This window comes from Effusibacillus pohliae DSM 22757 (genome assembly GCF_000376225.1).
Lineage (GTDB): Bacteria > Bacillota > Bacilli > Tumebacillales > Effusibacillaceae > Effusibacillus > Effusibacillus pohliae.
Genome location: NZ_AQXL01000067.1, coordinates 1 through 7,592, shown reverse-complemented (window position 1 = coordinate 7,592; position 7,592 = coordinate 1). Strand labels below are relative to the sequence as shown.

General features: G+C 53.2%; 7 protein-coding genes and 1 pseudogene. 6 read left to right on the top strand and 2 right to left on the bottom strand.

What is annotated here, in order from left to right; translation table 11 throughout:
• Window positions 1–108: 108 nt before the first annotated feature.
• Window positions 109–315, bottom strand: a pseudogene (locus tag C230_RS19070) (winged helix-turn-helix transcriptional regulator); the annotation flags it as partial.
• A 183-nt stretch (window positions 316–498) separates the two neighbouring features.
• On the opposite strand from C230_RS19070, the gene C230_RS0101430 reads away from it, so the two are divergent.
• The 5 genes from C230_RS0101430 to C230_RS0101410 are packed head-to-tail and all read left to right on the top strand — an operon-like array spanning window position 499 to window position 4,157.
• A complete protein-coding gene (locus tag C230_RS0101430; protein WP_018130297.1) occupies window positions 499–1,356 on the top strand; it encodes a carbon-nitrogen hydrolase family protein in 858 nt (285 codons plus the stop codon).
• A 36-nt stretch (window positions 1,357–1,392) separates the two neighbouring features.
• Window positions 1,393–2,085, top strand: coding sequence for a GNAT family N-acetyltransferase (locus C230_RS0101425; RefSeq protein WP_018130296.1), 693 nt, complete (start codon window positions 1,393–1,395; stop codon window positions 2,083–2,085).
• Window positions 2,086–2,757, top strand: coding sequence for a hypothetical protein (locus C230_RS0101420; RefSeq protein ID WP_018130295.1), 672 nt, complete (start codon window positions 2,086–2,088; stop codon window positions 2,755–2,757). It abuts the gene before it with no gap.
• Between the two features lie 48 nt (window positions 2,758–2,805).
• Window positions 2,806–3,375 (top strand): RNA polymerase sigma factor, encoded by a 570-nt coding sequence (locus C230_RS0101415; RefSeq protein WP_018130294.1) that lies wholly within the window; start codon window positions 2,806–2,808, stop codon window positions 3,373–3,375.
• A complete protein-coding gene (locus C230_RS0101410; RefSeq protein WP_018130293.1) occupies window positions 3,372–4,157 on the top strand; it encodes an anti-sigma factor in 786 nt (261 codons plus the stop codon). Before C230_RS0101415 ends, C230_RS0101410 begins: the two co-directional genes overlap by 4 nt.
• A gap of 23 nt (window positions 4,158–4,180) precedes the next feature.
• Here C230_RS0101410 and pcrA read toward each other — a convergent pair whose 3' ends face one another.
• Window positions 4,181–6,301 (bottom strand): DNA helicase PcrA, encoded by a 2,121-nt coding sequence (gene pcrA, locus C230_RS19065; protein WP_018130292.1) that lies wholly within the window; start codon window positions 6,299–6,301, stop codon window positions 4,181–4,183.
• A 226-nt stretch (window positions 6,302–6,527) separates the two neighbouring features.
• Between pcrA and C230_RS0101400 the strand changes: the two genes are divergently transcribed.
• Window positions 6,528–7,136: a DedA family protein gene (locus C230_RS0101400; protein WP_018130291.1), complete on the top strand. Its 609-nt coding sequence runs from the start codon at window positions 6,528–6,530 to the stop codon at window positions 7,134–7,136.
• Window positions 7,137–7,592 lie beyond the last annotated feature (456 nt).

Sequence of the window (7,592 nt, the reverse complement as noted above, 5' to 3'; positions counted from 1 at the left end):
ATTGTCGTTACGATACGGATCATGATACGACAATCATCCGAAGAATCCTCCGACATTGAACATGACAAAAAACCGCTCACTCGCCGCCAAATAGCGTGAGCGGTAACAATATACATGGCGATGGATGATCCCATCCCGCTCCAGTTCACGCAATTGTTGCGTCAACATTTTCGGATTGATCTCGGGCATTTCGCGCTTTAATTCGCCAAATCGTTTCGTTCCCTCTTGCAGATGGCACAGAATAACCGGTTTCCACTTGCCGCCGATGACCTTTAACGTGGTTTCCACCGCCCGTCTAAATGCTGCGTCTCCCATGTGGAAGCCTTCCTCCCTTCACTATCCTTTTGGATACTAAATTACAGAAAGGTATGTACTTGCTCCAGACTATAAAATGCTCAATAATTACGATATCGTTCATTATAACTTATATCCATTATATCCATGGCGCTATAATCACTAGAGTAACAAGAGCCTGTAACGGACAAAAGGAGGATCCTTATGAAACTGAGAGTCTCAGCAGTCCAATACCATCTTCATTCGATACAAAATTTCGAAGAGTTTGCCAAGCAAGTGGAACATTATGTGAAAACAGCCGAGGAATTTGCTGCGGACTTTGTTTTGTTTCCTGAATTTTTTACCACCCAATTAATGTCGATCGGGAATCATCAAGGGCAATCCTTGTCGATCCAAGACCTGCCTGATTTCACAGAGCAATATCGTTCTTTATTTACGAATCTGGCCAAACAAACCAACATGCATATCATCGCGGGAACCCATGTCATCCGGAAAGGAGACAAATTGTATAACGTCGCTCATTTGTTCTATCCGGACGGCAGAGTCGCCGAACAGCCGAAGCTGCACATCACGCCAACGGAGGTCAAGGAGTGGAACATGACCCCCGGCGAAAGCATTCAAGTATTCGAGACCGAGAAGGGCACGATTGCGATGCTGACCTGTTATGACATTGAATTCCCTGAAATCGTTCGAATCGTCAGGGCCAAGGGAGCGGATGTCATTTTCTGTCCTTCTTGTACGGATGACCGTCACGGGTTTCACCGGGTGCGGTATACCAGTCACGCGAGAGCAGTGGAAAATCAGGTATACGTGGTGACGACAGGTACTGTAGGCTCCCTTCCCACTGTCGATTTTATGCGGGCGAATTTCGGGCAAGCAGCCGTCATCACCCCGAATGATATTCCCTTCCCGCCCCGTGGCATTTTAGTGGAAGGGGAAATCAATCACGATATGGTGGTGACTGCTGATTTGGATCTGGAACTGTTGTATCAAGTTCGTGAGAGCGGTTCGGTGACGACTTGGCGCGATCGCCGGACAGACCTTTATCCCGACTGGAAATGAAAATCGGGTAGCTTCTGCATGCGAGGAGGGATTGAAATGTATCGGAAAGAGTTGTTTGTATTCGATCAGGATCGCCCGGTTCCGGCAGTGATTCGAAATTATCAGGCACAGGATTTTGAGAGTCTGATTCGTATCCAGCAGGAAAGCTTCCCTCCGCCGTTTCCGCCTGAATTATGGTGGAACACGGAGCAGTTGAAAAACCATGTGACTCTGTTTCCAGAGGGAGCCTTATGCGTCGAGGTGAACGGTGTAGTAGCTGGCTCGATGACAGGTCTGCTGGTGGACTTTGATCCCAACCATCCGGAACACACATGGGAAGAAATAACGGATGGCGGATATATCCGCAACCATAACCCGAACGGAAACACCCTTTACGTCGTCGACATCAGTGTGCGCCCCGCCTATCGAAAATTGGGTTTGGGAAAATGGCTGATGCTATCCATGTATGAAGTGGTCGTTCACAAGGGGTTGGAACGCTTGTTGGGCGGGGGAAGAATGCCCGGCTATCACAAAAAAGCGAATGAGATGACAGCAGAACAATATCTGAAAGCTGTGGTGAAAGGCGAACTGAAGGATCCTGTGATCACCTTCCTGCTTCGCTGCGGCCGTACCCCCGTCCGGGTGATCCCCAACTATTTGGAGGATGAAGAATCCTGTAATTACGGCGCGCTTATGGAATGGAAAAATCCTTTTTCTCCCATACAATCACAAAAAAGGAGTATGATGTAGATGGAATATCGGAGAATTGTAGGTATCGAAGACCCATTGTTTAAGAAAATGCACCGGTTGATGCAGGAAGTATTCCCACCGGAAGAAGTGTTGGCCTTCGAGCTTTGGAAAGAGCCGCTGGAAGATCCGGGAATTCGCGTGTTTGCTGCCGTTCATGAAGGAGACGTGGTGGGAGCAACCGAATACCGGTATTATAAAGATATGAATGTTGCGATGACCGATTTTACGATCATTGGAAAACCGGGATTGGGAATCGGCCGTTTCCTGTTCCGCAAGCGGCAGGAGGATCTGCTCGCTTTGGCTGCGGCCAACGGAAAGCAGCTATACGGGATTTTTGCCGAAATTTATGATCCTTATCGGGTTGCGGAGCATGAATTTGGCGGGGTCAAGCCGATGGATCCATTTGTGCGTCGTGAAGTCTTGTCACACCTCGGCTTCAAGCGTCTGGATTTTCCTTATGTGCACCCATCCTGGAAGAATGATGGGGAGGCGGTAACAGGACTCGACCTTTGTTTTCTCCCGATGGACGATCAGATCGACCAACTGGAAGCGGATCTTGTCGTGAAGTTTTTACGGCGTTATGATTCGGTTCTGTCCAACAAACCGAAGTCCTGGTATGAAATGATTGAAAATCTGGAAGCGAAAGATGCGATTGCGTTATTGCCCATTTGATCCTATCAATCAATCGATTGTCGGATTTGTTGAAGGAGTTTTCGCTTCATGTCCACCATCACCGACGCGGAACTGTTGCAGCGTCTGCAACAAAAAGACGGGACTGCGCTGGAGGAGCTCTATGAGCGCTACGCATCCCTGACCTATTCGTTGGCGCTGCAAATCACGAAAGAACCGGCGCTCGCACAAGAAGTGGTGCAAGACACGTTTACAAAAATCTGGGTAGCGCCGGAACTCTACAGTGTGGAACGGGGACGGTTTTCCAGCTGGCTTTTGACGGTCACACGGAATCTGGCGATCGACGCGCTGCGCCAACGGGCCAGAAAAAACCGGTTTTCCGTCGTGCCGCCGCTCCAACAAGACGACGCGCTGCATGCATCACACGATGTTTCCGGTGCTGTTGCCCAGAAGGAATTGGCGGCTGCCGTCCGGGCCAGCCTGCACCGGCTGAAACCGGAACAGCTCGCCATCCTGCAGCTGGCCTACTGGGAAGGGTATGCGCTGTCGGAAGTGGCGGAGCGGCTCCGCCTGCCGCTCGGGACGGTCAAGAGCCGGTTGCACGCCGCGTTGAAAACGCTGCGGAAACACCTGCAAGAATGGGAGGAGGAAAGACGATGATTCAACAGCCAGACCGCCTCTGTTCCGATTGTCTTTCCTATTTGCTCGGCGAATTGCCGGATGCGGAACGGGTGATGTTTGAAGAGCATCTGCGCGATTGCCCCGCGTGCCGTCAGCACATCGCCGAGCTGCAACCGGCGTTGGCCGCGCTTCCCTATGCAGCAGATCGGGCGGCGGTTCCGAACGATCTGAAGCAACGCGTATTGCAGTCCGCCTTCGAGGCAAAACCGCCCGCAGCCCAACATGCTGCAATGCAGACATTCGCTCCACCGTCCACATCCGCTTCCGTCTTGCAGTCCGCCTGGCAATTGTTTCTCGCCAACCCGTACGGTAAACTGGCAACCGGGCTGGTGACCGGTTTGACGGCCGCCTTGGCCGTGTCCGTCTGGCAGATCCATGCGTACCGGCAATTGCTGTCGATCGCCCCGCTATCTGCGGCGCCGCCGACCCAGGTGGAACGCTCCTTCCCGCTTTATGCAACGGGGGAAAATTCGGCCGCTGCCGGCGTTGCCTATCTGGCGGAAACCCCGAACGGCGTGCAGCTGATCGTGCAAGTGCACAATGCCCCGCCATTGACCGGTGAGCAGGCGTACCAGGTCTGGCTGCTGAAAAACGGCCAACGGCAAAACGCCGGCACATTTCGTGTCAACGAAAAAGGCGACGGCGTACTGGTCTATGCGGCGGGCAACAAGCCCGATTTTGACAATATCGGCATCACCAGGGAACCGGACGCCAACGGCACATCGCCGCGCGGCCCGAAGGTGCTTGGGACGAAAAAATAGTTCCGGTTACCTGCGATCGTCTTTTACTTCTCGATCACCCGAAGCTTCGTCAGCTTCGGTTTTATTTTTTTCGTGCCGTGTTTTGATTGAAACGTAATCTCCAGCTCCAGTTCGTCGTCTTTGCCGCTCATGTCCATGATGACGCCGACACCCCACTGCGGGTGCCGTACGCGCAGGCCGATTTCCCAACGCGGGACGACCTGAAAGTCGCCGCCCGATTTTTCCACCAGTTCTTCCGGAATTTCCGTCAGAAAGCGGGACGGCTCGTTCATCTGCACCTGGCCGAAAATCGTCCGTTCCGTACAATAGGTGATATGCAGCTTCTCCTGCGCCCGCGTGATCGCCACATAGCAGAGGTTGCGCTCCTCCTCGATCCCCTCCGGCGTATCCAGCGACCGCTCATGCGGAAAAATCGACTCCTCCGCCCCGACGAGAAACACAACGGGAAATTCCAACCCTTTCGAGGCGTGCATCGTCATCATATGCACCGCGTTGTCCTTTTTGCCGATCTCCTTGTCCGCATCGGACAAAAGCGACGTTTCCGCCAAAAAATCGGCCAATGTGCCGCGCCGCCGCCTATCAAACGCACGGGTGACGGTCAGCAGCTCGTCAATGTTCTCCAGCCGGTTTTGGTCTTCCTCTTTCGGACTGATCGCGTACATCTCCCGGTAGCCAGTTCGCTTTAACACTTCCTGTACAAACTCGGTGACGGTCAGCCCTTCCTGCAGGAAGTGGAGATCGGTCATCAGCAGATGGAATGTTTTCACCGCGTCGGTCGCCTTCACGCCGAGATCCGCCTCCTCCGCCCTCCCCATCGCCTCCAGCAGCGTCAGATCGTTGTCGTGTGCGAAATCGAGCAGTCGCTTGATCGTCCCCTCGCCGATGTTGCGCTTGGGCACATTGACGATCCGAAGCAGCGAGATTTCATCCTGCGGGTTGGAGATCGCCTTCAGATAGGCCATCACGTCCTTGATTTCCCGCCGGTCGTAAAACGTCATCCCGCCGATGATTTTGTACGGAATCGCCGCCTGCAGGAACGCCTCCTCAAGTGCCCGCGACTGGGCGTTGGCCCGGTAGAGCACGGTGCAGTCGCGGAACTGTCCGCCTTTACCCACATGCTCCTGGATCTTCGCGATCACGTACGCCGCTTCGTCCGCCTGGTCGAGCGCCGCGTAGATCGAGATTTTTTCCCCTTTTCCTTTGGCCGACCAGAGATTTTTTTCCTTCCGCCGCGTATTGTGGCGGATCACCGCGTTGGCCGCGTCGAGGATCGTGCCGGTCGAGCGGTAATTTTGCTCCAGCTTGATGACGCGCGCGTCCGGATAGTCCCGTTCAAAGTTCAGAATATTGGAAATGTCGGCTCCCCGCCAGCGGTAAATCGCCTGATCGGAATCGCCCACCACGCACAGATTGCGGTATTTGCCCGCGAGCAGGCTGACCAGTTTGTACTGTGCCCGGTTGGTGTCCTGGTATTCGTCGACGTGGATGTAGCGGAACTTCTCCTGATACGCCTCCAGCACATCCGGTTGCTCTTCAAACAACTGCACTGTCTTGAAAATCAGGTCATCAAAATCGAGCGCGTTGATGCTGTTCAACTTGTACTGGTACTCGCGGTACACGTTGGCCGCTGCCGTGTCCAGCAGGGACCTGCCCGCCCGCTGCCTGAACTGGTCGGGGCCGATCAGTTCGTTTTTGGCGGCCGAGATTTTCCAGTGGATCGCGGCGGGGTCAAATTTTTTCATGTCGTAGTTGAGATCCAGCATGCACTGCTTGATCGCCGCCATCTGGTCGTCTGTATCGAGGATCGAAAAATTGCTTTCATACCCGAGCCGTTGCGCTTCCCGCCGCAAAATCTTGACGCACATCGAATGGAACGTGCTCATCCAGATGTCGCCCGCCTGCTCCCCGACCAATTTTTGCACGCGTTCGTTCATTTCTTTCGCCGCCTTATTGGTGAACGTGATCGCCAGAATGTTCCATGGCTGCACGTGATGATGCGCCATCAGATAGGCGATGCGGCGGGTCATCACGCTGGTCTTGCCGGACCCTGCACCAGCCAGGATCAAGAGCGGTCCCTCGGTCGTCTCCACCGCTTGCCGCTGCTCCGGATTTAACCCCTGCAGAATCGAATCGATTCCCAGCAATCTACCACCCTCCGTCCAAACCAAAATGCCACGTACTAGGGTACCACGCCGGAGCGCCCGAGAAAAGGGCAAAAAGGAGCAAGCAGCGGAAACTCGGCTAAAACCGCCCGCGTCCGTGCGGGCAACGCCGAGTTGATCGTCCATGATCAAAAAATGCGGCCGTCACCTGTCCGCATTCCGAACAAAATGTTGTATAATAGTGCAAGTGCAGGGAAGGGAGAGAACCATGAAAGAGTTTGTTTATAATGTGTTGTCAGTGCTCACAGATCTCGGTTACATCGGCGTTGCGATTGGCCTGATGATTGAAATTATCCCGAGCGAAATCGTGCTCGCTTACGGCGGCTATCTGGTGTCGCTGGGCAAAATCAATTTTGCCGGGGCTGTCGTGGCGGGGACGATCGGCGGCGTGCTGGCCCAATTGTTTCTTTACTGGGCGGGCTATTACGGGGGAAGGCCATTTTTGGAGAAATACGGAAAGTATGTGTTCATACATAAAAAACAGATCGACATGGCCGAACACTGGTTTCACAGATACGGACCCGGCGTGATTTTCACGGCGCGGTTCATTCCGGTCGTGCGCCATGCAATCTCGATTCCGGCGGGCATCGCCAAAATGCCGTTCTGGAAATTTACCGCTTACACCACGTTGGCGATCCTGCCCTGGTCGATTTTCTTTCTTTATCTGGGCCACCAACTGGGCAGCAACTGGAAAGAAATCAACGAAATCGCCAAGCCTTATGTGCAGCCAGCGATGATCATTGCGCTCGTCCTGACCGGGCTTTATATTCTCTACAGCATCTACAGAAAGAAAAAGTCGCCACATCGCCCAGCATAGCGAGACCTGGCGCAATAGCCCACCCCCCCACTAAGTGCAAGCACTTAGTGGGGGCCCCAAATGCGGCGTGTTCGGCATTCGCACATCCATGTGCGCCGCAACGCCGAGTTGATCCATGATCAAAAAACTTGCCCCGCTGCGAGGCAAGTTTTTTCTTTTTTGCCAGATGTTACAGATTGATCGACACGTTATGTAAACCATACAGTAAGATCAGAAAGCAAATAGTAGCTCGGAATTAGAGAGATGAATCCGAGTCTGGACAAGGGGTGAATGGGTCAAAAATCGCCTATTTTGTTAACCTTGGAAAGCCATTTTCAAAAAATGGGCATGCCAAATAACCCGACAATATCGGGTTTTTAAAAAATATGGAAAAGGCCTGTGACTATGCAGCTAATTGGCTTGCAAACCATTCGTCCAGTGAAGGAAGGTTCGCTTTTCTTGCTTCTTCCAACCATG